General features: G+C 60.3%; 31 protein-coding genes. 4 read left to right on the top strand and 27 right to left on the bottom strand.

The features are described 5' to 3' along the window. Positions 1 to 6: 6 nt before the first annotated feature. The 12 genes from MB02_RS01315 to MB02_RS01260 form a co-directional block, all read right to left on the bottom strand. Positions 7 to 198 carry a YgaP family membrane protein gene (locus MB02_RS01315; protein ID WP_067531489.1) on the bottom strand — a complete coding sequence of 64 codons (192 nt, stop codon included), beginning with the start codon at positions 196 to 198 and terminating at the stop codon, positions 7 to 9. 350 nt (positions 199 to 548) lie between these two features. Further along, the gene (locus tag MB02_RS01310; RefSeq protein WP_067531487.1) at positions 549 to 1,526 is read right to left on the bottom strand and encodes an RNA-binding protein; all 978 of its coding nucleotides are present in this window, start codon (positions 1,524 to 1,526) and stop codon (positions 549 to 551) included. 415 nt (positions 1,527 to 1,941) lie between these two features. After that, positions 1,942 to 3,042 (bottom strand): tyrosine-type recombinase/integrase, encoded by a 1,101-nt coding sequence (locus MB02_RS01305; protein ID WP_067531486.1) that lies wholly within the window; start codon positions 3,040 to 3,042, stop codon positions 1,942 to 1,944. Between the two features lie 413 nt (positions 3,043 to 3,455). Then, positions 3,456 to 3,983 (bottom strand): hypothetical protein, encoded by a 528-nt coding sequence (locus tag MB02_RS01300; RefSeq protein ID WP_067531484.1) that lies wholly within the window; start codon positions 3,981 to 3,983, stop codon positions 3,456 to 3,458. Next, on the bottom strand, positions 3,980 to 4,420 hold the full coding sequence (locus MB02_RS01295) for a hypothetical protein (RefSeq protein ID WP_156495377.1): 441 nt from the start codon (positions 4,418 to 4,420) through the stop codon (positions 3,980 to 3,982). The genes MB02_RS01300 and MB02_RS01295 overlap by 4 nt, the downstream gene beginning before the upstream one ends. 32 nt (positions 4,421 to 4,452) lie before the next feature. Further along, the gene (locus tag MB02_RS01290; protein ID WP_067532223.1) at positions 4,453 to 4,698 is read right to left on the bottom strand and encodes a DUF2312 domain-containing protein; all 246 of its coding nucleotides are present in this window, start codon (positions 4,696 to 4,698) and stop codon (positions 4,453 to 4,455) included. Between the two features lie 140 nt (positions 4,699 to 4,838). Beyond that, positions 4,839 to 7,601, bottom strand: a complete 2,763-nt coding sequence (locus MB02_RS01285; RefSeq protein WP_067531480.1) for a toprim domain-containing protein — start codon at positions 7,599 to 7,601, stop codon at positions 4,839 to 4,841. Positions 7,602 to 7,704: 103 nt separating this feature from the next. After that, entirely contained in the window at positions 7,705 to 8,046 is a 342-nt protein-coding gene (locus MB02_RS01280; RefSeq protein ID WP_067531478.1) for an ogr/Delta-like zinc finger family protein, read from the bottom strand. Beyond that, positions 8,043 to 8,510: a hypothetical protein gene (locus MB02_RS01275; protein ID WP_067531476.1), complete on the bottom strand. Its 468-nt coding sequence runs from the start codon at positions 8,508 to 8,510 to the stop codon at positions 8,043 to 8,045. The genes MB02_RS01280 and MB02_RS01275 overlap by 4 nt, the downstream gene beginning before the upstream one ends. Further along, positions 8,507 to 8,713 carry a hypothetical protein gene (locus MB02_RS01270; RefSeq protein ID WP_067531475.1) on the bottom strand — a complete coding sequence of 69 codons (207 nt, stop codon included), beginning with the start codon at positions 8,711 to 8,713 and terminating at the stop codon, positions 8,507 to 8,509. Before MB02_RS01270 ends, MB02_RS01275 begins: the two co-directional genes overlap by 4 nt. Then, entirely contained in the window at positions 8,710 to 8,919 is a 210-nt protein-coding gene (locus MB02_RS01265) for a hypothetical protein (protein ID WP_067531473.1), read from the bottom strand. Before MB02_RS01265 ends, MB02_RS01270 begins: the two co-directional genes overlap by 4 nt. Beyond that, positions 8,916 to 9,254: a transcriptional regulator gene (locus MB02_RS01260; RefSeq protein ID WP_082825933.1), complete on the bottom strand. Its 339-nt coding sequence runs from the start codon at positions 9,252 to 9,254 to the stop codon at positions 8,916 to 8,918. The genes MB02_RS01265 and MB02_RS01260 overlap by 4 nt, the downstream gene beginning before the upstream one ends. 26 nt (positions 9,255 to 9,280) lie before the next feature. On the opposite strand from MB02_RS01260, the gene MB02_RS17320 reads away from it, so the two are divergent. Then, entirely contained in the window at positions 9,281 to 10,102 is an 822-nt protein-coding gene (locus MB02_RS17320; protein ID WP_082825889.1) for an XRE family transcriptional regulator, read from the top strand. Between the two features lie 271 nt (positions 10,103 to 10,373). Continuing rightward, complete coding sequence (locus tag MB02_RS01250; protein ID WP_067532216.1) at positions 10,374 to 10,652, top strand: hypothetical protein; 279 nt, start codon at positions 10,374 to 10,376, stop codon at positions 10,650 to 10,652. A 1,296-nt stretch (positions 10,653 to 11,948) separates the two neighbouring features. On the opposite strand, the gene MB02_RS01245 is transcribed toward MB02_RS01250, so the two are convergent. From MB02_RS01245 to MB02_RS01205, 10 genes are all read right to left on the bottom strand, one after another. Next, positions 11,949 to 12,974, bottom strand: coding sequence for a contractile injection system protein, VgrG/Pvc8 family (locus tag MB02_RS01245; RefSeq protein ID WP_067531469.1), 1,026 nt, complete (start codon positions 12,972 to 12,974; stop codon positions 11,949 to 11,951). After that, positions 12,967 to 13,350 (bottom strand): phage tail protein, encoded by a 384-nt coding sequence (locus tag MB02_RS01240; protein WP_067531467.1) that lies wholly within the window; start codon positions 13,348 to 13,350, stop codon positions 12,967 to 12,969. The genes MB02_RS01245 and MB02_RS01240 overlap by 8 nt, the downstream gene beginning before the upstream one ends. An 11-nt stretch (positions 13,351 to 13,361) precedes the next feature. Further along, positions 13,362 to 15,554 carry a phage tail tape measure protein gene (locus MB02_RS01235; RefSeq protein ID WP_067531465.1) on the bottom strand — a complete coding sequence of 731 codons (2,193 nt, stop codon included), beginning with the start codon at positions 15,552 to 15,554 and terminating at the stop codon, positions 13,362 to 13,364. Further along, the gene (locus MB02_RS17315) at positions 15,551 to 15,682 is read right to left on the bottom strand and encodes a GpE family phage tail protein (protein ID WP_235829380.1); all 132 of its coding nucleotides are present in this window, start codon (positions 15,680 to 15,682) and stop codon (positions 15,551 to 15,553) included. Before MB02_RS17315 ends, MB02_RS01235 begins: the two co-directional genes overlap by 4 nt. Then, on the bottom strand, positions 15,679 to 16,026 hold the full coding sequence (locus MB02_RS01230; protein WP_082825888.1) for a phage tail assembly protein: 348 nt from the start codon (positions 16,024 to 16,026) through the stop codon (positions 15,679 to 15,681). The genes MB02_RS17315 and MB02_RS01230 overlap by 4 nt, the downstream gene beginning before the upstream one ends. 102 nt (positions 16,027 to 16,128) lie before the next feature. Further along, positions 16,129 to 16,638 carry a phage major tail tube protein gene (locus MB02_RS01225; protein ID WP_067531463.1) on the bottom strand — a complete coding sequence of 170 codons (510 nt, stop codon included), beginning with the start codon at positions 16,636 to 16,638 and terminating at the stop codon, positions 16,129 to 16,131. Positions 16,639 to 16,678: 40 nt separating this feature from the next. Continuing rightward, entirely contained in the window at positions 16,679 to 17,812 is a 1,134-nt protein-coding gene (locus tag MB02_RS01220; protein WP_067531461.1) for a phage tail sheath subtilisin-like domain-containing protein, read from the bottom strand. An 18-nt stretch (positions 17,813 to 17,830) separates the two neighbouring features. Further along, positions 17,831 to 18,172 carry a GPW/gp25 family protein gene (locus tag MB02_RS01215; RefSeq protein ID WP_067531459.1) on the bottom strand — a complete coding sequence of 114 codons (342 nt, stop codon included), beginning with the start codon at positions 18,170 to 18,172 and terminating at the stop codon, positions 17,831 to 17,833. Beyond that, positions 18,169 to 18,630: a phage baseplate assembly protein V gene (locus MB02_RS01210; protein ID WP_067531457.1), complete on the bottom strand. Its 462-nt coding sequence runs from the start codon at positions 18,628 to 18,630 to the stop codon at positions 18,169 to 18,171. The genes MB02_RS01215 and MB02_RS01210 overlap by 4 nt, the downstream gene beginning before the upstream one ends. 85 nt (positions 18,631 to 18,715) lie before the next feature. Beyond that, entirely contained in the window at positions 18,716 to 19,057 is a 342-nt protein-coding gene (locus MB02_RS01205) for a hypothetical protein (protein ID WP_067531455.1), read from the bottom strand. Between the two features lie 834 nt (positions 19,058 to 19,891). On the opposite strand from MB02_RS01205, the gene MB02_RS01195 reads away from it, so the two are divergent. After that, a complete protein-coding gene (locus MB02_RS01195; RefSeq protein ID WP_170304598.1) occupies positions 19,892 to 20,080 on the top strand; it encodes a hypothetical protein in 189 nt (62 codons plus the stop codon). Positions 20,081 to 20,189: 109 nt separating this feature from the next. Further along, positions 20,190 to 20,456 carry a hypothetical protein gene (locus tag MB02_RS01190; protein WP_067531448.1) on the top strand — a complete coding sequence of 89 codons (267 nt, stop codon included), beginning with the start codon at positions 20,190 to 20,192 and terminating at the stop codon, positions 20,454 to 20,456. Between the two features lie 243 nt (positions 20,457 to 20,699). Here MB02_RS01190 and MB02_RS01185 read toward each other — a convergent pair whose 3' ends face one another. The 5 genes from MB02_RS01185 to MB02_RS01165 form a co-directional block, all read right to left on the bottom strand. Next, positions 20,700 to 21,416, bottom strand: a complete 717-nt coding sequence (locus tag MB02_RS01185; RefSeq protein WP_067531446.1) for a CDP-alcohol phosphatidyltransferase family protein — start codon at positions 21,414 to 21,416, stop codon at positions 20,700 to 20,702. A gap of 129 nt (positions 21,417 to 21,545) precedes the next feature. Beyond that, the gene (locus tag MB02_RS01180) at positions 21,546 to 22,454 is read right to left on the bottom strand and encodes a DUF4376 domain-containing protein (RefSeq protein WP_067531444.1); all 909 of its coding nucleotides are present in this window, start codon (positions 22,452 to 22,454) and stop codon (positions 21,546 to 21,548) included. Positions 22,455 to 22,456: 2 nt separating this feature from the next. Further along, entirely contained in the window at positions 22,457 to 23,080 is a 624-nt protein-coding gene (locus MB02_RS01175; RefSeq protein WP_067531442.1) for a hypothetical protein, read from the bottom strand. Further along, a complete protein-coding gene (locus MB02_RS01170) occupies positions 23,077 to 24,054 on the bottom strand; it encodes a hypothetical protein (RefSeq protein WP_067531440.1) in 978 nt (325 codons plus the stop codon). The genes MB02_RS01175 and MB02_RS01170 overlap by 4 nt, the downstream gene beginning before the upstream one ends. Further along, a complete protein-coding gene (locus tag MB02_RS01165; protein WP_067531438.1) occupies positions 24,038 to 24,235 on the bottom strand; it encodes a hypothetical protein in 198 nt (65 codons plus the stop codon). The genes MB02_RS01170 and MB02_RS01165 overlap by 17 nt, the downstream gene beginning before the upstream one ends. Positions 24,236 to 24,240 lie beyond the last annotated feature (5 nt).

Raw genomic sequence — 24,240 nt, 5'->3', positions numbered from 1 at the left:
GCTCCTTCACTGTTTCGGGAAGGTGCTGATGCCGATCAGTGAATAGAGCGGGCACATGCGGAACAGACCGGTCACCAGCGGGATAACCCCGATCCAGCCCCATGGCGTCTTCGGCCCGACAAAAACGAGCGCGATCAACACCAGCCCCACAACAATGCGAAGGATGCGATCGATACTTCCGACATTCACCTTGAACACGAGATGTCTCCTCTCTCACCGCATATATGGGGTGCAGAGTGACACGGCTTTGACGAAGGTCAACACTTGCTGCGGGCGTGAAGTTTAAAATCCGAACGCGGAAATCTGCCTATGGGGATCGACCATAGTTGGCGGCTTCACGAATTCGGCATCCGCTTGGACAAACTCAGCCGTCCGGATCGCGAGGCCGCGAGAGAAGCCTGGAACAAGCATGGAGCGGCCATTCTGGCGGATCGCCGCCCCTGGTTGTTGCCGTGTTAGGCGCAAATGCAGTTTGGCGTGTCGCATGATGGCCAGTGATCACGAAACTTTGCTGGACCGCTTGCGGGCCCGGATGCAAAAAACTCAGGTCAGGAGGCAGTCTGCAGGTTGCTCAAGATTGTCTCGAATGTGGCTAACATATACTGACATGGATGTGCCGACATTGGCGGTAAATATGGGTGTGTCGGCACAGAATTCATATCGAAACTATGCTCGAACTTCAGCGAACGAAAAAAGCTCTCATCCATGTATAATTCAGCGTGCTGATGATTTCCGACCCTTGCCGCTTGCTTGGCCGTGGCTTCGATAGATTGAAGCTGTGCAAAGGGAAGTCCTAGACTGTTCAACGAGAGATGGTTGCCAGAGAGGGACGTGTGAGTAAGCTCGTCTCCATAGAACTCATTTTGGCCTTGGGTAATTACCGCGTAGATTGGCAATCCGAGCGCGCCCTTAAACGCGAGCGCCAACTCCGGCATGACCGCTAAAATCTTCTCGGGCTCGTATGTGTAGCCAACTGATTGGTCCCATTGCCCAACGGTCCAGTTCATTTTGACTATCAGGCTGTCCGCAAATGAGATGAACGCTAAGTCATTGTGAGCCGCCGCGATTGCATCAATTCGTGCTCTGAGGTCGGACAGCTTTTCGGTGGTGATTTCGTCGTTGGCTAAGGCGTGCTTCACCCCGATGGCGTCAACCAGGGCGAAGGCTGAAAATACCCGCATGTGCAGATTTTCAAGCCATTCGCTAGATACGAACACGCGTGGCTTTTCGTCGTATTGCCATAGCTCAGTGCAGGTCACGAAATGCCGCCGGGGCAATCGCACGCGGACTTTGTGGAAGCGGTCAAAGATGTTCGGATACCAGGTCAGCTCCACTCCGTGCTCATCGACATGGTGGGCGCAGGCATACGAGATGTAGCCGACGTTATCCCACTCGCCGCCGTTGATGCCGTTGAGGAGCGAGGCCGAGTAGCCTTCCATCCAACAGACATCCATCAGATAGATGTCGCGCTCCAACGGGATTTGCTCGATTGGAAGGACTTCAATGTCCTCATGGTCAAACAGCATTGGCTGACTTCTCCAAATTCCTTGAGTCCCTGCGACCGCTTGAGCTTGCGCCAAGCCAAATCCCAATCGCTGGCATCATTGATGCGCTGCGCCTGATCGCGTCAAAGCGTCAAGGACGGAACTAGGCCAAATAGGTTGGCGCGCTCTTGTCGTGTGCAAATCGCACCTGGTCACCAGCCGGGCAGCTCCAGCACATCGCGGCTGCGCGCGGATAGCATTGCCTTTTAGGCACATGTTAGACACGGCCGCTGGCCACTTCTTCTAAGTCATTGAAAATATGGTGGGCGCGGCAAGGATTGAACTTGCGACCCCACCCGTGTGAAGGGAGCGTTTTAATGGCGTGAAAGTTTTGTTTTTAAATAAGAAAATGTGATTTTGTTGGGGCTTGTTGTACGGGGTTTGTACGAGGGGCGGCCTATTTTGCGGCCTTCACCAGTTTCAGTTTTGTCTTGCGCTGGGCGCGTTTCAGGCCGGTTTCCAGAGCGCGGTGGACCTTAATCACTTCGTCTTCCGCGTGGGTGTAGGTCCGGCGCATCAGGTTGGTGTCCGACCATCCGCCGAAGGCACCGGCTGCCTTTTCGTCAATAGATTGGCGCACGTTCATTTCCTGGCCGAAGCCGTGCCTGCCAGCGGAATGGAAGGGCAGGTATTCGATGTCTGCCGCCTCGATCGCCTTGTTCCAATCCTTGCGGGGCGAAGATCGATCCGCGTAGCCGAACACGCGCAGGTTTTCCGTCTTGCGTTCAGCGCCGCGCGGATAGCCGGGTTGCAGGTTCTTCAGCTCGATCGCCAGCCATTTGGGGATTTCAATCCAACGATCGTCGTGGCCCTTGGCACCGGGAATGCAAATGCGGTTGTTGTCCAGGTCCAGGTGCTGGCCGGGGTTCATCTGGACGGCCTGGCTGATCCGTGCGCCGGTGACGAACATCGTCAGGGCGAGGGCAGCTACGCGCTGCGTCGCGTGGGCTCGGAACTGCAGCAGCCATTCCCAGCTGCCGGGTTTGTATTTCGTGCGCCCCCTGCTGCCGCGCTTGCGATCCTGCGCCACCTGTTCTTCGGCCGTGTAGCCCTTAATCTTGATCGGCGGGCATTTACCCAGGTCGTGGGCGTTGTTGATGACGGACCGGATCGGGGTGACGACATGGCGCGCCCATGTCTTCGTACCGGCATCGGGATAGAGGATCGGTCCCAGCTCGCGAACGATTTTCGGCGTGATGTCGGAAACCAGCGCTTCACCGATCAGTTCGACGATGGGGATTAAATATCCGGCGGTCTTTGCGTCGGGTTCGTGGAGCAGAACCGCCGCTGCGAAGGTCAGCGGCTCTTCCGCCTCTTCGGGTCCAACAAGGAAACGACGCAATTGCCGCTTTTCTTCGGCGCGACACCATTCGCGTGCGGCTTGCTCCGAAGATGTTCCAGTGCTGCAGCGGTAGTAATCGGTAATGGGTGCGTCGTTGTATTCGACGCGCCCTTTCGCCCACCAGGTGCGGCCTCTGAGATAGGGTTCGAGCGGCATTGTGTCCCGTCCGTGAGAATCACGTCTAGTTGTTCGGGCGTAATGATCATCGCACGGCCCACCTTGTGGCAAGCCCGAAGTCTGTTGGCCCTTTCCCGCAGCGTACGTTCGGAAATGGAGATTCCGCGGTCACGCAAGACGGCCACCCAATGTGAGGGACCGCGTCCTGTTTCAAGTATTGCCGGGAGCTTGTCTTCAGTCATTCGATTTGTCGGCACTCGTGGGGCCAATGCCTCCTTCATTTTGCCGTTGGGCCAGTCAGGCGGGGAAAGGATTGGTCGCGGTTGAAAGTTCGCCTGGTGCTTCCGACCGATTTCTCTGAAGCCGCGCGGCTTCGCGGCGTTCCGATTCCATAACTTCGGCCATGTTGGGATGATCGGGAAACGGGAAGATGGGTGGCGCGGGGCGGGGTTTCATGCGGCGGCTTTTCTTTCGGATTGTTGGGCGGGTTCCTGGGCGGCGAGCATGGCGCCGCGTGTCGGCAGGCCGTTTTGCCGTCGCCAGGCGTGGCCGATCGCGGCGGTGTCGCGAATGTGGCGGGGGCCGGAAAAGCCGGGGCGTTCGCGTTCGGCCCACCAGCGCATGGCGCAGAGCAGTTTGCCCTGCCGGTCATCGGCCAGAGAGGCATGGCCCCCGTTTTCGGCAACCATCTCGAGCCAGCGGGCAATGGCGGTGTCCAGCGCGGCGATGCGATTGGGGAGCGTTTCGGGATCGGCCGGATCGCCTTCACCGAATGCGATCCAGTGCCAGTCTTTCGCAATTGCGCGCCATGCCTCCAGATCGGCGCGGGCATCGTCCGCCGTTATGCGGCCCGTTTTGACGAGATCCGGGTAAGCGGCGCGGCGGCGCGACCAGGCCGCGCGTGCTTCGGCAGCAATATTGTCGCTTTCGTGAATGGCGCAATCGGGATTGGCGATGCGGGGATGGTGCCAGTCCATCATGCGACGCCCCCATCGCCATCGAGGACCGAGCCGGGTACTTCCGCCAATGTGGCATATTGAGTGAGCTGTGCGGCAAGCGCGCGGGCCTGTGCCGGTGTCAGGTAGAAGCCCAGCGGGAGCCAGCGCATCAGGACGTTTTCCGGGGCCATTGCGATGTGGAACTGGCCGGTGGCCTGCTTTTCCAGAAACAGCATGAACGGTTGGGCCTGTCGGCGGGCAATCTCTGCCTGTTCGGCCTGTTCGATACAGTCGGGGCAACGCAGCCGGGGGGCATTGCCATAGGCACCGGGTTGTAGATCCCACCCATCGGGAATGCGATCGGTAATGCCGTTGTGCATGCGATCGCAATCGCTGCAAATGAAAGTGCAGGTGGGGCGCGATGCGGTCTGTGCCTGGTCGAGGCCGAACCACACCGGCTGTTTGAGCGCGGTGTTCATGTGCGTTTCCTTGTTCGGGGTGCGGCGGGGCATCAGGCGAGGCCCAGCGCGGTTTTGTATGTGTCGAGGATTGCTTCGGCTTCGCGGCGCATGTCCGGGTTCATCTTGCGCATGGCGATGATTGCGGCGATCGCCTTCACATCGAAGCCAACGGCTTTCGCCTCTGCGTTCACATCGCGGATATCGTCGGCAATTGCGGCCTTTTCCTCTTCTAGCCGTTCGCGCCGCTCGATGATCTGCTGCAGCTGCTGCGCAGCCGAATCCGGATTGGCCTCTATCGGGTCCGGTTTGGGCCGGGACTTGCGTTTCTTTTTCGGCTGTTCGGGCGGAACGGGGCGGAATTCATGGCGATAACCGCCTTGCCCATCGGGAACGCGGACAAGCGCCATTGGCTGCGCATCGGCAGGTGCAGTGGCCGTCATACCGGCAAAGCCTCCTGAAAGTTGGTGTCGAGAAAGACCCAGCAATGACGGTTGCGGCCGTCGCGGCAGTTGACCTGTTTGTTGCCCAGGAACTTGCGGCTCTTGCTGGTGGTGAGGAGCTTTTTCAGATCCAGCATCGTCCCGCCGGGAATCGAGATGCGATACTGGCCGAATGCCTGTTCTATTTCAGGCATGCTGACCGCGATCAGACCCTTGTCGGCCTTGCGGTAATGGTTGAGGCCATAGTGGCCTTCGCTTTCCAGTTTTCCTTCGGTCAGCTTTTGATTGAGGTGATCGAAGTTTTCCCAGAACTGGACAACGGCGGGATGATCCGCGCCCAGCGCGCCATGTTGTTGCAGGCACATCTGCGTAATCAGGTCATGCCCTTCGGCCAGCTGCGCGGATGAGATGACCGGTTTGCCCTCAATCGCCATGGCGCGCGCAAGGCAATCGAGCGCGGCGGCCAACTGCGCATGGTTGAAAGCAAGCCGATCGTTCTGGACTTCGGGGTGATCGAGCAGCCGGGCTTCGTGGAGCGGGAAACGGTTATGGAAGTAGTCGAGAATCGGCTTTTCCTGCCGGATCATCGCCACCATCCAGTGCGATACGTCGCGGGTGTCGTATTTCTTCAGGCGGTTGCCCGCTGCCTTGCCTTCCGCACTGAACCGGCCCTTGTCCACGAACAGGGGCATGATGCGTTCCAGCACCGCGTCTTCGGCATCGCGAATGGGATCGTTCTGCGCGATGACCATCGCGCCACGAAAAGGCGGGCTGAAAGTGTCGGTTCCGCCATTGGCAATGCCGCGCGTGCGGGGCGAATGGCCGTTGTAGATCTTCTTGAGTTCGGACCAGTCGAATTTGCGCGCGGCGGGCTGATCCTTTTTCCGGTCCCCTTCGAGGAAGACCACCGGCAGATTGCCGTATTTGACCAGCTCGCGCGCGATGCCGGCAGCGGTGGCGCTGGCCGGATCGAACCCTTCGTAATTGTGAAGCCGGGCAACCAGCTTCCACAGGAAGATCAGCAGCGTGGATTTGCCGGAACCGGGGGGACCGGCGATTTCGAGAAAGCCAAGGCTCTGGTGGTCGCGGCGGACCTGTTCGGCAAACAGGGTGAGCAGCCAGAATGCGAGCGCGACCAGGCCAAGCGATCCGAACGCGGTGTAGAGATCATCCCACCATGAATAGTTCAGTTCGTGGGGATCGTATTCAATCGCGAATTCGCCGCTGGCGGCCTTGGGTTTGAGCCCGATCTTGCCGATTTCAAAGAAATCTTCGTCGTTGAGCGGAATGACGCGGCCATCGGTAACGGCGATATCGTCGAACATCCATGCGCCGTGTTCGATCGAGTAGCCGGAGAAGTAGAGCGTATCGACAGTGCGGATATTATCCAGCTGCCGTTCCATCAGCTTGTCCAGCTGATAGTTGGTGCCAGTGTACATGCCGCCGGGCGCGATGGAGATCAGGCGTTTCTTGAATTCGCCCGCACCGGCAACGGCGGGGCCGGGAAAGGCCGCCTTTACCGTGTCCTGTTTGCCGGGGAAATCGACGCGGATGTAATAGCTGCTGTCATTCAGCGCGGCATCGCGTTGGAAATAGAGCGTGCGGAACACGCAGTTGGCGATTTCCTGAACCTCCACCGCCTCGCGCGCGGCCAGATCGTGCTTCTGATCGTTGGTCAGGGCTGAAAGGGTTTTGTCCTCGCCATAGGACTGGATCAGTTCGTTGATCCGTTCGACCGAGAATTTCGCCCACAGCTGACGGCTTTTGAATGTCAGGGGAAATTCGCTGCGGCGCGACCGGCGATAGAGCAGGAACGCCTTGTCAGCGGCGTTTTCGGCAATCGTGATGTCGCCATTTTCGAGATAGGTTTCGAGATCGGCGTTCTTCAGCTTTCGCCGTTTGAGCAGATCGTTCCAATCCAGCTTCGTCCCTTCGCCATCGGGGCGCACCTGCGCGGCGCGGGCTATCCATCCATCGTCGCGAGCCTGTTCGACATATTGCCGGGTGAAGCGGACCCCGGCGGGGCCGACATCGTATGCGAAGACCAGCGTTGGGCGGCGGGCACTGGTGCCACGCGCGGCGACCGCGCTGGCAAGCTGTTCGAGCCATGCCCTGGGATAGTTGTTGGTCGACATGGTCGACGCGGCGCGGGCCTGTGGCCGTTCGGCTGCGAATGCCTCTGACAAGGCGACAGCGTCAAATATCCCTTCGGCCAGCCAGATTTCATCCGCCTGGGCGAGATCGTCGAATGTCAGGCCGGGGTGGTGCCAGGCATGGCCGCGATAGCTGTAGCCATACTTGATGTTCGCCTTCTTCTTGCCGAAGCGGTAAGTCCGATCGATCAGCCGTTCCCACCAGCCACCGCCGGGCAGATCGAAGCGGACAGTGGCCGATCCGGCATTCAGTTTGCGGTCGAAATAGGATTCCTGCGAATAGGCATCGGCCAGTTTGACGATGTTCAGGCCGCGTTCGTCGCGCAAGTATGCCTTGGCGGCAGCGTGCGGGTCCTCCGGGGTTTGGGGATGGCGATCCGACCAGTTGTCGAACAGTTCGGAATAGAGATCGCGCGTGGACCATTCGTGGCCGCACTTGTTCTCCCTCCCGCATTTCACCATCCATGGATTTTCGGCGTAGAAATACAGTTCCTTGCCCTTGCAGTCGGGGCAGCGGCCACCGCGGATCACGCGCCCGGTGGACGGCGGGAACCGGTAGTCCGCCCGCAGCCGGGAAATGATGTCTTGGCGCAGTTTGTCGTCCATCGGGTGATGCAATCTCGGCAGGGCAGGGGGGATCGTTCGCCGGTGGGCCCGGCGGCGGAGCAATCAGGAAAGGATGAGCGGAATGGTGCCGTGCGGCGGGCAATCAGCCGGACGGGCAGGGAAGGATTTCAAAAATGGTCATCTGGCCAAAATCATGGCCGGGGGCCTTTTCCTTCAAAGGCTTTGCCGGGCGGAATTCGCTGTTCACCCCGCTGGGCGACAGCGCATGTTCGAACACCAGGCTGGCCACCCACGTCATGCCGCATTCGATATTCGTGCAGCGGTAGTAGAGCTGGCGCAGCGTGGGGCTGATTTCCTGGCTGGTGCGCGACGATGCCCTGGCATTGCAGGCCGGGCAACTGACTGCCGGGGCGCGGCCGAAATGGCCACGGCGTTTCGGCGGGGCAGGTGTGGCACCTTGTTTGTCACAGGGTGAATGGATCACTGGCGGTTCTCCTGTTCCTGATGGGCGACAATGCGGGTGAGCAGACGGGTGAATTCCGTGATCGCTTCTTCGACTTCGCGAACGGCCCGCATGCGCACGTGCGGATCGTTGGAGTTACCGGCCAGTTCGATCGCGGCGGCCACAGCCTCCCCGCTTTCCTTCGCGGCCTTGGCCGACCCGGTCAGCATGCAGTGCGGACTGGCCGACTGGATCGGCATGCGCAGATCCAGTTTCAGCGCGTAGCATTCCAGCAAAGGCGCGCCTTCGCCGCCCGCGCGCCGGTAAGCGGCATCGAGCCGCACGGCATCGCGCAGGGACAATTCCCGTTCGGTATCGGGCGCGCCCAGCTTGCGCACATGGCTTTCCGATTTGCCCAGCACTTCGGCGCATTCGTCCCAACCGAGCAGCAGGGCGATTTCCGTCAACGCGCGGGCGAAAGTGGTGGGCTTGCGGGGAATGGTCACCAGTGCACCTTTCCTGCAGCAAAGACGCCGCCGCAGAGGATGATGCTGGATACGATGCAGACCTGGATGACGAGAGAGGCGTGCTTGCCGTTCCTGCCAATGTGGAAGCCCATTACCAACAGCAAGACCAACTGGATCGCGATGGCTGTCAGCGGCAGGACGGTTTCAGTAAGCATATGCGAAGCGGTGGTTGCGGAATTCATCGGGCAATCTCCGGGCATTGGGCCGGTTGTTCGATCCGGCAGGCTGCGATGCCTGCGGTGGCGCGGTCTGCGATGTGAGCGAGGGCGAGCGTGGCGACGATGGAAAGGGCGTAAAGCTGCACCCGACCCATGCGGCTTTCGATCAGGCGATTGCGGCGGCGCGCGGTGCGAAGGTGATGTTCCCACCGGCCCGGCCGCGTCGTCATGCCACGTCCTTTCGTGGCAGAACCGCGTGCGTATTGCCGTGTTTTGCGAGCATGCGGGCGGTTAGGATCGATCCGCAGAGCGGGGTTTCCTCGCCCATGGTGGAGGCAGGAATTGCGACAGTTTCAGCGGGATAAATGTCTGGGCGTAGCCAATGGCGAGGAACGCCTGTGAGCTTTTCAGCCAACAGAGCTTTTTCGGCAGGGAGCTGCTTGGATTGGTTTATCCACCTCCAGACAGTTGGCTGCGACACGCCGAAGTCGGCGGCCATCGCGGCATCAGTTCGGTAATGGCTGCGAACCTGCAACAGAGCTTCGTAGCGGGTCGGGCGTTGCATGAGATTGCTCATATTCATGAGCGTATATGAGTGAACTAATATTAGTGCAAGAGCAATCTAATATGAGCAGGCAGAATTATTCGTCTATGTATGTTGCCGTGACCGATATCCGCCAAATCCGCGCGCAACGCATCCGCGAGAGGATGAAGGATTTGGATTTGGATCAAGGGGCTTTGGCAACTGCCGTTGGCGTCACCCAAGGTACGATCAGCCTCATCCTGACAGGCAAGACGAAAGACTCTCGTCATTTCCCCGCCATAGCCCAGGCGCTGGGTGTGAACCTCTCATGGATTTTAGATTGTGCTAGTGAAAATGCCAGCTCGCTAGATCTTGATGGCCGTGCAATGGAGCGCCCTTCGGAGGAAGATTCCGCAGTCTCTGCGGGCGAAGGAAAGCGATCTCAGCGTGGTTCGCAAACGCCCAAGGCTGAAGACGAAACCGTGGAGCTTCCGGAGTTCGACCTGTCTTACGGGATGGGGGCGACATACATCCACGATGTCCCGGTGACTGGTGTGCGGCGGGTTTTCTCGCGCTCCTGGATCAGGAACTTTACCAAGTCCCCGATGGAATATCTGATGTTCGCCACTGGTATTGGCGATTCCATGACGCCGACCATTCTTGATTCCGATATCCTGCTGATCGACACGTTCGACAAGACGCCGCGCTTCGCGGACAAACTGTGGGCGTTGGAAATGGGCGGCCTGGGCATGATCAAGCGGCTGCGGCCGACAAAGGACGGGGAGGGTATGCGCTTGCTGTCGTCCAATCCCGATGTTCCGGAAGACGTTGCCTACGATGGGGAAATGCAAATCGTGGGCCGCGTGGCGGGGATTTTCAGGAAGACCTAGTTTCAGTTCGTATTGGGGAAATCGTGAGGCTATTTTCCTGAACAGTTCACCGAAATGAAAAGTACTAAAAAGGCATAATTGATTGGCTGCGGGACAATATCATTTTTTGCAGGCCTTGTAGTTCACTGATGGCATTGCCATCTATGCATTAGCTACCAGTCGTAATCGACGGTCTTGAGCGTCCAATTGAGATGCATTTTCCTTCTGTTCCGCCTTCTAGCCGCAGTGCGGCAAGCTTTTGTCGGCTGCATTCTCAGCAAAGGAAATGGCAATGACCGATTTCGGCAATATCAAGAGCTATGACACCGGCAGGGGCAAGGGGACAATCACCCCCGAACAGGGCGGCGATGCACTGCCTTTCCGTCGGTCCGACCTTCAGCAGAAGACCGGGGAACCAAAGCTGGACCAGCGCTATGGCTACGATGTGGAGAACACTGAAAATGGCAAGCGCTATGCTGTCAACCTCAAGGCGCAGGGCGAAGCGCAAAGTCAGCAGGCGCCCGATAGTTTGGAGACACTAAAGGAACAGGCCAGGAACCAGCACGGCTGATTCCTTTCCGGGAACCGGGCGCAAAGGCGTTCCCGGTTCCCACGCTTCCATCCACGCAAAGCCTTAGAAAAAGGAATGTGAACCAACTGCTCCACAATCCCCATCTGGCCCGCTCCAACACACCAACCAGAAGCCTGTCAGGTACGGATAGTTCGAAACTTGAAAACGGCGTCTTCACATCGTCAAACAATCCTGTGTTCCCGGATGAGGTGATCGCTGTCAAGGTAACCCATTACCAGATAGGACTATATTTCTACACCTACCTAGATGACGCAATGGCCGAATATCATCGGTAGAGTTCAAAGTGAGCAGCGGTTTCGATTTGGCACTACCTGAATTGATTGCAGCCCACCTATGCCAAACATAAGGTGTCCACTTCTTTGCAACCGAAATTTTGTCGTAGGCACGCACGTCTCTTAGCAGGACTAAGGTTAGGTCCGACAGGCCTCAATGTTCATTTCGACCATACTCTGGTCAAAACATTGCAGAGCAGCCGTCCCGCATGAGGCGCTAAAGTTTGGCTAGAGTTGCCTAGATATGCAATTTCATGATGCAGTCTGGAACCTTGGCCGAAGAGCCGCGCCACTCGACTGTCAATGCAGCCACGCGGATTATTCAGATCCTGCCTTATGACGAGTGATTGCAAGCGAACCATGCTCGCTGTTCAAAAGAGGACGACCGATGGAATTAACATCTGAACAGTGCCGAGTACAGGAAGCCATCCAATGGGAGCGGGCCAAGAGTGAGCCGCTCGAAAATGTTCGAACTGTGGCTGTGAGAGCTGCAATCGCGTGGGGACACGAAGCGACAGTTGCAGAACAACGGGAAGCTCGCAAAAGTCGCGCCCTTGCGGTTGCTGAAACCATGCGGGTGCAGAGGCAGCGGACCGATGAAACGTTCAGTGAGAATTCAAATCGCGGTTTGGCCAACTCTTGAGGGCATATGGATGAACTGCTTAGTGTGGCTCACGAAAGTTGCCAATGTCAGGCGCTGCTGAAGCAGCATGGCGCGCGCACCGGCTCATGCTTCAGCTCAGCGTGAGCTTGGAAATAATTCGAACTGATCACGCTTGTTGTTGGTGGAGCCATTATGTTCCAATGCCAGAGGGGCTATCGATCATGCGAGATCGTCGATCTTGATTTCCAGCTCCTCTGCCAGTTTGCGCGATGTTTTTGACCTAACCGGACTTTCGATCGGCTTCGATGTCGGCAATCTGCGCCCGGTTGACGCCGGATGTATCGGACTAAGCAACGTGCGTCATGCCGCGCAAATCGCCGCAGCACACGCCGGGTCCGTTCAGCCTTTCGCCTCCAGCACCAGGCGGCTTTGTAATCCGCCGGTGCCATCCATAGTGTCAGTGATTTCGCCCACGATCCAGTCGTGTGCGTCAATCTCCGGCTTGAAGCCAGTCAGTGTGATCGGGCGTTCCGGGTAAAGTTCCGGGCGGCCAAGGGGCAGGGCGATGGTCGCCTTTGCCCTGGTGCGGGAAATGCGGGTGTCCTCTGCCTCCGCATGCTGGCGGGCGTCCGCCTCGTTGGCGAAAACCTTGCGGATGCGCTTGGGCCTCGCCTGGCTGTCTCCGCTGCCGCCTGCCTGCACCTGCTTGCGTTCGCCGGTGGTCTTGTCGTGCCATACGGCCACGACGCCGCCGTAGTTCTCCCGCTCCACCCGTTCGTATTCCACGCTGCCTGTGGCGGTGCGGTCAATGGTTTCGCGGGTCAGAGTGGCGCCGCCGGGGGATTTGCCGCTGCCGATCGGCATGAAGATCAACGACCCGTTCTTGACCGTGGCGACCGCATCGAAGCGTTTGCCCAGCGCGCGCAACAGGGCCGCATCGCTCTTTGCGCCGGGCCCGAGCGCGGGAATGGTCTTTGCGCCCAGCGCGGCATCAATCGCAGGTGTCAGGCCGTTGTCGGCGGCCAGTTTGCCGAGCACGGCGGAAACGGTCTGCCCCACGAAGCCGCGTTCCTGACGAATGCGGAAGGCATCGGTGAAATCGGCACTGCGCGCGCGGATCGTGATCCTGTCCGGCGGGCCGCCCCAGCGCGCCTCGTCCACCTTGAACGTGCCCATGCGGACCAGGCCCAGCGGCACGCCGGTGCCGCGTTCCCAGCCCATTGCAAGATCGAGCAGCCTGCCGGGTTTGGGAATGGCGAACCGGCCATCGGCATCGTGGACCGTGATTTCGAGCTGGTCAGCCTCATCCTCGCGCTTGCGCGTTACGCTGGCCGACAGCAGCCGGGGATCGAGGGCAGGGGTCAGGTCTTCGCCATCGAGCGTTACCTGCCAGGTGGCGAAAGGGAGAGTGAAGCCGTCAGCCATCGACGCGCAGCAAGGAAAGCGTGAAGTCGGTTTTGCGCGCGGCACCGTCTTCGAAAAAGACCGACCTGGTGAGATCCAGCGTGCGAATGGTGAAACTGCCCAGCACTTCGCCCGTGCCCGCTGTCAGTTCGTAGGCATCGCCGGTTTCGGCCAGTGCCTTCAGCCGTTCGATCGATCCGTAAGAGCCAATGCCGTCGCCGGGATAGAGCACGCCTGCCAGCTCCACCGTTTCCGCGCCGGGACCGAGAAACTGGCTGGCAGGGCGGGCGCGGAACCGCTCACTGTCGCCAAAGCGCCATTCGTAACGCTGGCGCAGTTCCTGAAACGGCAGCGTGCCGATCTGGAAAACGAACATATCGAGCGCGAGCATCCGCATGGGCAAAGTCCCTATGTGTCAGTGAAAGCGGAACGGTGGCTGGCGCGGCGGCTGTCGGCCTGCTGGCGCAGCTGGCTGGCGACCGCTTCGGCAATATCCTGCGGGCTCTGGCCCGGTGCGGCGTGAATGACGATTGTTACCGGGCCGAATTGTTGCAGCACGCTGCCGTTGGCTGTGGCGGTGCCTGTTGTTGCGAGACTGGCGCTGGCCATGCTGGCACCGGCCACGCCGGTGGCCATGGAGCGGGCGGCACCGATGGCGGCCCCTTTGCCCCGGTCAATGCCAACCGCCAGCCCGTCTGCGATATAGCCGCCCATGCCCATCATCAGGCGGGATGGGGACTTGATCCCGAAATAGTTCTTGAACGCGGTAATTCCGGCCCTGGCAACCTGGACCAGGCGCTTTGCCAGCACCAGGGGATTGAGCGCCGCCAGCAGGCCGGACATCATCATGCCGCCGAGGTTCTTCAGCCAGTCGGGCAGGCCGCCGATTGCGCCCTTTACCCATGCGACCCCGGCCTTGAACGCGGCGGAAATCTTGTCCCAATGTTTGTAGATCAGGTATCCGGCAAGGGCGACAGCGGCGACAATCGCGGTGATGACCAGGACAATCGGATTGGCCAGCATCATCGCGCCCGCTTTCAACAGGCCGCTGCCCATAAACAGGGCGGCAGTGCGGATGCCGGTAAACAGCCGGATCAACAGCGGCCCGTTGGTGCCGACCAGTCGGAACAGCGTGCCGAACGGCCCCAGCACAAGCCCGAGCCCGATCTTGAGCGCACCCACGCCAAGCGCCAGCCCGCTTGCGGCCGTCCATGCCATGAGCAGGCCCCTGGCAAGTCCGGGGTGCTCCTTCGTCCAGCCACGCACGGCGTTGGCGATGGTGACCACCTTCTTTGCGCCTGACGTGATGGTTGGCAGCAGCATGGTGCCCAGCGTGATGTTGATCGCCTTCAACGCATTGGTCGCCAATCCCACGGCACCTTCGGTGGTGGCGATGCGGGTCAGGTATTCCTTTTGCATGCTGCCCGCGTAGGCAGTCTCATCACCGACCAGAGCGAGGTTCTGTTTCAGGCGGTCCAGATTGGTCAGCATCGGGGCAATGGCGGCCACGCTTTCCGATCCGAAAAGCTGGGTCAGCGTGGCGGCCTGTTGCGCCTGCGGCAGCTTCTTCAGCCGCTCCAGAATGTCAGTGATTGCGCCGCCTGCATCCTGTTGCATGGCATTGGCGACATTCGAGGCATCCAGCCCGAGCGCGGCGAAAGCCTTTTGCTGGGTCTTGGTGGCAGCGGTTCCCTTGGTCATTGCCAGCATCATGTTCTTGATACCGGTGGCGGCGATTTCTTCCTCCACGCCAACGGAATTCATCAGCTGGCCCATGGCGGCGATCTGCGGGGCGGCGAGGCCGGCCACTTTGCCCAGCGCACCGATCCGGGTGGTGATGCCCGCCACTGCGCCCACGTTGCCGCCGAATTTGTTGGTCAGGGCATTGATCTGGTCGGCCAATGCGCGGACTTCGGTTTGCCCCATGCCGAACGCGGTGCGCCATTTGGCCATCATTGCCCCGGCATCTTCCGCCGTGGAATCGAATGCGATGCCCATCTGCGCGGCATCTTCGGTAAAAGTCAGCAGTTCCTTGCGCGCAACCCCCGCGCGCCCGGCGGCGGCCACGATCTGCGCCAGTCCTTCGGCCGCCATCGGAATCCGGGTGGACATGTCGGTGATGTCATCGCCCATCTGGCGGAATTGCCGGGGGCTGTCGAAATCGACCACCTTGCGCACATCGGCCATGGCGCTTTCGAACGTCATGGCCTGTTTGGATGCAAGAACCATCGGCGCAGCCATCGCGACGCCGGTAATCAGATTGTCCGTGCCGGACGATTTCAGATCCGCGCCGCGTTGCCTGATTGCATCGGCCCTGGCGTTGATTTTGAGCAGGCGGGTTTGCCGCTCCATTGCATCATTGGTGCGGGCGATCCTGCCGGACAGGTCGCGTTCGCGGTTGATCAGCTGGGTGACATTGCCGGTCGACCGTTTCAGTTCGCCTTGCACGTTGCGCAGTTCACGGCCCATGTCGCGGGCCTCGCGCTTCATCCGGGCCAGTTTCTCGCTGCCCGTTTCTCCAAGCCCGGCGATAGTTTTCAGCGGGCCGGAAAGCCGGTCGGACGTGGCGAAACTGACCAGAAGGCGAAGATTCTTGTTCACGGCTTCACTTCATGAATGTGGTTCCAGCGGTCCACCGCGAGGCGGTGCCACAAGAGCAGATCGGCCAGGTCCATCTGCAGCAGTTCGGAAGGGGGCCAGTGGAGAATGATCGCGATATCCGCGATCAAGCGTTCAACACCTTCTCCACCGCCTTCCGGTCCGCCGCTGTCAGAAAAAAATCAATCACCGCGCCGGAACAGGCGGCCAGATCCTCTGGTTCGAGCTGATCGGCCTCCGCCTGAGTGATCGGCGGCATGGCAATGCGGGGCAGGATGTCCAGCACGGCAGTGGCGCGGGCATTCATCAGTTCCTGAATGGACAGGCCGCGCAGTTCGCCTGCCTTGGGCTTGCGCAGCTGAATGCTGGCGATTGTCTCATTGCCGCGCACAATCGGTTCGGCCAGCGTGATCGGATCGGACATCTTGCGTGCGGCATTCGTCTGGCCTGCGGCGGCAACGGCTTGGTCGGGCATGGTGGGGCCTTTCGGTCAGGGGTGGAGCGGGGCGGGCAGGGGATCGTGTCCCCGCCCCGGCGCGTCCGCTCGATGCACGCCGGGGCGAAGCGGGGTGTGCGGTCAGATGCCCAGATTGGCGCGATGCTGCGCCATCAGGTCCACGCCATTGACGACGAACACCATGTTCAGTTCGTCTTTTTCGATCAGCGTTTCACCGTCGACCATCAGCTTGTAATAGGCGCAGCGGGTTTTGACCGTCTGTTCGGTGTCATCGCCCGCCTTGGCATTGCCGGGGTCGATTTCCTGATGCCGCCCGCGCACGGTAATATCGACTGTCTTGGTGCGGCCGGTGTTGTCGTCCTGGTACGAACCGACGAAGCGCAGCTGCACGGCGTTGATCGAAGTCGCGCCGAACTGGCGATAGGCATGTTCCAGCATGCCGCCGATCTTCCATTCGAACTCGATCGGTTCGCCGCCCAGGTCGATGCCCACGGCTCCGTCAAATCCGCCGCCTTTGTAATCTTCGAACGTGCGGGCGAGCTTGGGCACGGTGACTTCGGCGGTTTCGCCAAAATATCCGACGCCATCGTTGTAAACCATCAGTTTCTTGAGCTTGGAAGGCAGGCCCATGGCGGGTTACTCCGGTGAAAGTGCGGGGAAAGGGAGGGCGTCAGGCGGCCAGCAGCTGGGCATAGAACCGGTCGGTAATCCGCTGATTGATGCCGATGGATTCTGCCGGGGCGCAGGGGGTGTAATCGTAATCGAACACCAGGCGGCCAGCGGCCATTGCCGCCGGGCTGTTGTCCGCTGTGCGGAACCGGGCCTGTGCATCGATAATCCGGCCCTGCGTCTTCAGGTCGCGGAATTTCGCATTGATCGATTCCAGAATGTCGCGGATCAGGCCGGGCACGATCGGCTTGTCGATTGCCCAGACCAGCCCTTCGGCAATGGTGTCCTGCAGGACCTGCGCGGTACGTACCGCACTTTCGAAAGCGAACAGCGGTTCGTCGCTGCAAGTGCGGTTGCCCCAGAAACGATAGCCGTCCATCCGCGCCAGAGTGGTCACGTCGGCATCGTTCAGCAGGCTGGCCGCTGTCGTTTCATCGCCGAGAATGGAAAACGGCACCGGGCGGGAAAGGCCGGTCACGCCATTGATCGCGACGTTTGACAGGGTCTTGTGCCACCCGGTCTGCGTGTCGATCTTGCTGCGCAGGCCCAGCGCGCGGGCAATCGCGCTGCCTGTGAAGTCGCTGAATTCAGGCCAGATCAGCATCTGTTCCCGCGCACCGAAGTTTTCGCGATAGGTCACGGCTTCGGCCACGGTGTCGCCCTGTGCGGCGGTGTAGGCCATGCCGCGCAGTTTCTGTGCCACGGTGGCGAGATCGGTGGCGACCTGCTGATCGTCATAGCCGGGCACGCCGAGAATGCGGGGGCGCAAGCCTAACTGCGATTCCGCGCCCAACAATGCCTGCATCCCGGTCAGCTGCCCGTCGCCGGTGGTGGTGCCGATGATGTTGGTCTGCGTTTGCTCCGGCTCTTCGCCTTCCGCGACGCGGACGACAATCACGGGCGGGCTGGACTGGTCGGCAATCGCCTCCAGCGTGGGGGCCAGTTTGCCGCCATCGCCCGCCTTGCCGATGGCCCTCGTCACATCGTCAATCAGGACCGGGGTATCCAGCGGGAAGGTTTCCGCATCGGCATCGGCGGCGATCGACACCAGACCGATGACCGAAGTGGCCACTGTGGCAATGGCGCGCACGCCTTCGTTGATCTCGGTAGCGCGGATGCCGTGGTAATAGGGCATGGAGTGACCTTTCGCGGGCTAGAGGGCGAGAGACATGGAAAAGGGCGGGTTGCCGGGCAGATCGGTGCGCCTGCCGTCGATGGTCAGCGTGGGGCGACCGGCCGCGGTCAGCGCTCCCAGCGCCACCTTGGTCAACCGCACGCGCGGTTCCCATTTGCGGACAGGGCCGGTGATCGACGCGAACAGCAGCAGCTGCGTGGCCTTGTTCTGCGGCGCATCGACCAGTTCGGGCAGGGGGCCGCCGTAATCACGGCGTTCCACCCGCGTGCCCAGCGGCGTGGTGACGATATCGGTGATGCTCTGGGCAATGTGCTGTTCGTCAGCCAGCGGCTTGCCGGTGGTGCGATCCATCCCGCTCATTGCCGGGGCGCTCCGCTCTGGCCGCTGCCGGGGGTGACGCCCTGGTGAACGTGATCTTTCAGGCTGATCCCGTCTGCAATCACGTCTCCCTGCACGATCACGTTACCGGGGGCGGTGATTTCGATCCCGTCGCCGGTCAGGCGGATGACCAGCCCGGCGGGGCCGTGCAACTCGTGATCCTGCCCCGATGCCGGGGCGGGAAAGCTATTGGAATTGAGCCCGCGCAGGACGATGCCATGGGCAATGTCCCCTTCCGGGCAGACCAGCAGGACCTGTTCCCCTTCGCCGGGCGGGGACCAGCTACGGTATTGCCCGGCCAGTTCGAACCATGGGCAGGGCGGGGAATCGATATCGCCGCAGCGGACAACCGCCGTGGCCTGTGCCAGATCGACGGACGCAATCAGGCCCAGGCGGAGTACGTCGCCAATCTTGCCGGGAATGTCGTCTTCATCTTCCATCGGCAGGCACCGTGGCCTGCCCACCGGCCTTCATCCATGGGCGCCGTTTGTCATGCCCCGCACCACAAAAGCGGGGGCGGGTGGGTCAATCGCGCTTGCCGTGGATCGATTCCCATTCGTCTTTCGCGGCGGCCCATTCCGCCTCGTCAATGCGGCGCAGCAGGCGCGATTTGCGCCACACGATCAGCGCCTGCAGCAGCAGGATCGCCGCCATCAGCCACCAATGTCCGAAATGGAGCGCCAGCCAGATCCCGCATGCGCCGACAATGGCCTTTTGCGCCATGACGCCGAACGTGGCGTAGGCGTGGTTATAGAGCAGGTTGGCAATGGGAAAACGGTGGCCCTGACCGGCCCCGATCAGCGCGGCGGTCAACAGGACATCCGCGAACAGCAATGCGGCAAAGACGATGCCGAAAGCATAGATCATGACGATTCCCCAAATCGGTGTGTCGATTAGGGGCATTAACTAACGGAGGGAACCCCCATGTTTTTGGGGTTTTGGTGGATATGCAGGTCAATCGTTCGCCAACGCAACTAACTCCTCCCTTGCCGGTCCTACGCAAATGGCGGCTACAGAGATTTCCTTCGATAGGGCAGAAATCGGATTTGCCTTCCGCTGAGCGTCCATTGCTGATGTGATGCGCTGCGTGTTTACGAATTCGTGCAGCATAGCTTCAGCAGTATGCTACAAGGGGCGATCACATAGAATTAACCCGAGCGAAGTGTGACCGAGGGACCCTTAGCGCCCCCTGCTTAATGTGGGAGTGCGCACCATGTGCATCAATCAAATCCTCCAGAATGAACAGGTTACGCTGATGCGGCACGCCGCAGCAGATTCTGCGGCAAAGAGCAGGCCGCTTCGACGCAAGTTGAACATGATTCAAAGACTGCTGCGGAAACATCCATATGCCCACCGGCCATATGCACCTGCCAACAGTTCAGAAGGTCTGATGACGTCGAATGTGGAGCAATCATCTGGGTTGATCACCGGTCTAATCGCCTGGGAAAATGAAGAAGCCACGAGGTAAGCTGTAAAACAGCCTTTCAGGACGCATCTTTCGGAAACGCACAGCCGCGCCTTTGCGACATGCTCGATCGATACCGGGTTCGTGGGCAAGACTTCGTTCGCAATCGCCCGAACCGCCATCGTTGCCATGCGCCGGGATGGTTGAAATGCGCTTCCCCACGCGACTTGCGAGACCTGCTCGACTGTCGAGACCGCGCACTTTCCCCCAATTCTATGATTCTGAAAGGAATTATTATGAGAGACGTTTCCGAGATGCAGGTTGCCAAGCAGGCAACCGACGCAATCGATGAGGCCGATTTGGAAGGCATGAAAAAATTCGGAATTATTCCTGAACCCAGTATGAGTTATCTGGTCGGCCCTTATCGCTATTCGAAGTTTGCTGACGCACTGGCCCAGGCAAAGCGTCTGGCTGCATCAGCTTGAATGATGTTCAGACCCGGCCTCACACCCTTATTCGCAACATTGCGTGTGCTTTGCGTGGCGTGATCCGGGGTCAGACTATCCATCAAATTGTTTACGGCAAGGAAGTTCAATGAAACTGACATCCACTCACTGCCGCACGCTTGAAGCGCATCAGCGCCAACGCGCTTCAAGCGCATCGCTCAAAAATGTTCGACTTGTGGCGCAGATAGCCGCGGATGCATGGGAGCGTGAAGCACTGCTCGCCGAGCGCTTCGAAGCCAACGCGGCCCGGCGGCGTGCAATTGCAGAACTATCCTCGATTGAGCGGTCTCGCGATCACGATGAGGACGATTGCTCATCAAGTGAAAATCCTGATCGCAATCGCGCGGACGGCTGAGCGGCCATAACATGCCGTTCCGTTTTGTTCAGAAGGAAGCCGGTGCTGCCTCTTCTGCCTTCTGCTGGCATGCGGCCAGAGCGAGTGAGGCAGATGCGCCCATAAGAAACAGTACAGTCTTCTTCATTGGTGTTTCCCAGAAATGCTCACCATCCTAGATTGGCCGAGCTTCTAAAAAATAAGCCTGAACCAGTGGCGCCGTCTATCGGATTCCAGATCAGCGCCCCTCTGGCTTTTTTAACGTCAGGATATTTCGGCAGATTTGAGCCACTCTTTATTTCGTGAGGGCTCGGCAAGTGCCAGTCGTCTCGAAGTTGCAGCGGTCTGCAATACGAAAAGCGCGATAAGGATTGCCCCAACCGAACCGACAAAGAGATCGAAACCGGAAATCACCCCGAACCAGCCCGGCCCTGTGCCAAAGGCCATCATTGCCAGCGTCAGGCTGACCAGCATCAGGCGAAGTTCGGTTGGCCCGGCATTGAGATATGACAGTTTCAATTCCCCCAGCACCCGCACTGAGAGGAAGGCATGAATTGACAGAAGCAGATAACCCGTCAGTGCCACCAATGCGACTTCGAGCGTGACATAGGGGCTGAGGCCAATCCCCGCGACCACCATGGTGGTCGCAAGTCCATCGCAGCTATGGTCGAGGAAGTAACCATAGCGGGGCCGTTCAATCTTGCGGAAGCGCGCCAGGCTGCCATCGGTGCTGTCCCCGAACCAATGAACCGCGTATCCAGCTATAGCCAGCCATAGCCAGTCCTCCCCAAGATTGCTCAATACATATCCGCCAAAGATCATGAAGGCACCGACCATGCCGCCAAATGTGAGCATGTCAGGTGTAATGCGGGCGGGAAGATGACTGCAGATCCAGTTGAGTAGCCGCCTTTCGAGCCGGGCAAGCAGATTCTCCTGAATGCGGTTGATACCCTGTGGGGTCTGCGATCCTGGTAATGTCATGAAGTGTGATCCAAAAGCTTGCCCAGGGACCTTTGCCGGTACCCCTTGGCAGTGATTGTCAGCAGCTTGTCTTGCTTTGGTAACAAAGCAAACAAGTTCTTTTTTGCGCACCACCTCTGGCCATGCGAATCACGGCCACCCTCTTACGATGTCGACGGCATAGAGCGCGGCGAAAGTGGCGGCGGACTGGATGGCATCATCCCGGTCCCATTTGTGATCGAACAGGGCATCGCCCCAGGCGAGGAAGGCTTCCATCGCGTCGGCGGCGTCAGTGGCGGTGAGGTCGATTGACAGGTTGGCGGACGTGCGGATCTGGACAATGCCGTTGCCAGCGCCAGCGGCAATCATGTCGCGCGTTTTCAGCAGCAGCAGAGTCCAGTTGGCCTTGTCATCGGTGCCGGGCCGCAGGTCGAGCGTGTGCGTGCCTGCCGCGCCGAAATCGTGCGTCCAGCCTTGCAGCAGACGTTCGGTGTAGCGGTCCTTCAGCGCGGCGTGTTTGAGGGCTCTGGCCTGTTCCAGCTCCTGCGCCGTGCGGGTGGTGACAGTCCAGCGTTGCAGCACCACGCCGTTGCCTGCCTCAAAATACGGTTCCAGTGCCTGTTCGGGGGTGATGGCGGGTTCTGGCTCCACAGTCACCGGCACCACGCCCCACTGGCCGTCCATTTGCCGGATGGTTCCGCCCTTGCGCGCGGTCACCCCGAAATCGCGGCGCACGTCTCGGGCGGTATATGGGCAGACGATATCGCCATTTTCCGCCACGCGGGCGAACAGGCCATCGGGAGTGATGTCCAGCCAGTCATGCACGATCCAGTTGCGGAGCCATTGGCCGTTCGCTTCGACCGGCAGTGCTTCGTCGAGCGTCTGGCCTGCCGCCAGTTCCGGCTGCGCGCTGTCTTCGACCGGGACGACGCCATAATCGCCTGCGTCGGCAAGGTCGAAGTCATCGGGAAAGTTGCTGCCCGGGTTGTCGCGGCGCAGCATGGCCAGCGTGTAGGGATAACGGATGGCGGCCCCATCATGGATGAGTGAGTAGGTCATGCTTATGCCTCTTTGACTGAAAACAGGACTGTCTGGCTGGCAACGGTCACGCCAGCGGTTGACAGGGTTTTGCCGCCGGTTGCGCCTTCACCCACCTCGTTGGCAAAGAGATAGGTTCCTCCGTCATAGGCGCTGAGAAACAGGTCCATGCCGCTGAGCGAGACATAATCCCGCGATGAGTTGTTCACCGCGGCCTGGAACAGCAGCCCGCCTGCCGCCACAATCGAGGCGGCGGTGATGTTGGCCGAGCCGGTGTACGTCGTGATCGCGCCGATGGTGTCCCAAGCCGCGCCCGGAATGCGCAGGATAACCGCGCGCTTGCTGCAGTTGATGTTGGTCGTGAAAGTGTAGCTGCCCGGTTCGGAAGCACCGGCAATTTTGGTCGCGATCCGGATGGAGGGGACAGTGCCCGGGTCGGCGCGCTCCGCCCATCCAGAATCGCCGCTCCATGTCCGGTTGGTGGCACCGTTCTGGTGCATCAGAGCAACCAGCAAGTCGCCTGCCTCGGTTCCGTCCGGCTTGTCGACCGTGATCGTATTGCTTCCGGACTCCGGGCCGATGGAAAAGGAGGCCACTTCAAGCCCGGTACGCCCGGCCGCCAGCAAGCGATGCGCTGGCAGGATCATCCGCCATCCCCGAGCAAGTCGCGGTACAGAGTGCCACGCACATTCTCGATCAGGAACCAGGTGAAGCCCGCCGGTTTCAGCGCCGGTTCGTCCCCGCCGTTGTTGCGCAAGGTCGCGGCGCTGAGATCGATTGCGTAGCCCGCGCCATCGTCGACTGCGAGGCGGATGAACTTGCCCGGCGTAATCAGCGCAAGATTGGGCGTGCGGTTCGCTCCGAGCACCCATGTCTGAGTCGAGCCGTTGACCGGATCGAGCGTGACGCTGGCATTGTCGGTGATGAGGAAGTCGCTGTCTTCGACCGGCGAACCTTCCAGCAACGGGTTGGCCAGCGTCTTCTGGCTGAGCGTTTGCGGGCGGCTGTCCAGCACCACGTTATAGGTGGTGTTGCTGAACTGGTAGCGCATGCCTTGCGTCACATGGCCCCACAGCTGGCCGTTGGCCTTGTCCGCCGGGTCGGTGCCAAGATCGAACAGCAGGCCGAGACCGGCGGCGAGGCCGAGCTGCCCGGCCATCGTGCCGCCTGCCCTGGCAAGGAATGCAGCCAGCGCGGCGGCATCGGCCTTTTGCCCCAGCGTGGTGGCCGTGGCAGTCAGGATCGCTTCCAGCCCCTCGACATCGGCCACGGCGTGACCGTGATCGATGGCGGCGAATGCGGCATCGGCTTCGGCGCGGGTGTAGTGGTTGGCAAGGATCAGGTCCGCATCGGTCCACTGATCGCGGATCGCGGCAAGCTGGTCCCCGATCTGTTGCGCCTGGAGGAAGACCGGGGTCAGGGCCTCCGCCACGCGCGACAGGCCGAGCGCGCGCAGCTCCTCGATCACGACTTCATACGATTTGGCCGATGCCTGCGCGATGCGCAGCTGGGCATAGAGCCACTTCATTGCCCGGTTCATCCGCGCGGGCGTGGCATCGCGATCCGCGTCGAAGTCGATTTCGGCAGGAAGCGTGCTGCCGGTGTCAGTCAGGCCGGGCATGCGCCACCACCCCGGCTTCGGTCATGTCCCGATAGATCGCCGCGCTGACGCGAAGCGGACGGCCGGGCAGGTAGGTCATGCCGCGCCGGGGGAACCGGCCCGACAGCTCCACCCGGTAGAAATCGGCATCGGCCTTGGTATCGGCATCAGCCTTGGCGCGGGTGCGGGATTTGGTTGTCATCGACG

It is taken from the genome of Croceicoccus estronivorus (assembly GCF_001625325.1).
In the GTDB taxonomy this organism is placed as follows: Bacteria; Pseudomonadota; Alphaproteobacteria; order Sphingomonadales; family Sphingomonadaceae; genus Caenibius; species Caenibius estronivorus.
Note: the sequence above shows the minus strand (reverse complement) of the source record. Positions and strands in the feature narration are given on the sequence as shown.